Consider the following 715-nt stretch of genomic DNA (forward strand, 5'->3'; position numbering starts at 1 on the left):
TAGGCTGGCTAGTCAGTGCATGCTGTATAAATTGACTAAGTTTAGTGTCCATTTTTTGATTATCCGGCAAATTTTTGTATCAAAAACCTATGCGAACAGTAGACAATAACTATTTACAGACTGCAAGTTACGGCGGCTTATCCGAAGTAGAATGCGTATATCAATAATGACGTTAATGACTCATAGGTACTGCAAGTTGCAGCGTTTTAGGTTGAGGTAGGTGACGACACTGACCTGCGTCAGTCACCGAGTATTTTTCGCGACGAGTGACTCATTCACTGGTCGCTTAGATGCATCTTGAATTGTTTAGAGTATAGAGCTTATATTGCAATTCTTGTATCAATAACGCGCTCAGCTTTACCTTGTGAGCGAGGAATATCGCCACAGTTTACAATGCTGATACGTGTACTAACCCCAACCATTGATTTTATGCGATGCTTAAGGTTATGACAGATGTTACAACGCTCATCATAAGTTAGAGCATCGGGCTGCTTTAATTCAACACGAATTGATAAGCTATCCATATTCCCTTTACGGCTGATTTCCAATTGATAATGTGGAGAAAGCTCCTTGAACTGCATGATTTGTTCTTCAATCTGCGATGGAAAAACATTCACGCCTCGTATAATCATCATGTCATCAGAACGTCCTGTAATTTTACCAATGCGACGCATATGACGATTAACGCCTGGCATTAGATGAGTTAAATCACGAG

1 pseudogene is annotated in these 715 nt (G+C 40.3%); it reads right to left on the bottom strand.

Features of this window, described 5'->3' with window-relative positions:
- Positions 1 to 320: 320 nt before the first annotated feature.
- Positions 321 to 715: pseudogene (locus ABN217_RS19340) on the bottom strand (phenylacetate--CoA ligase); the annotation flags it as partial.

It is taken from the genome of Proteus sp. fly-1067, from assembly GCF_040139345.1.
Lineage (GTDB): Bacteria > Pseudomonadota > Gammaproteobacteria > Enterobacterales > Enterobacteriaceae > Proteus > Proteus vulgaris_B.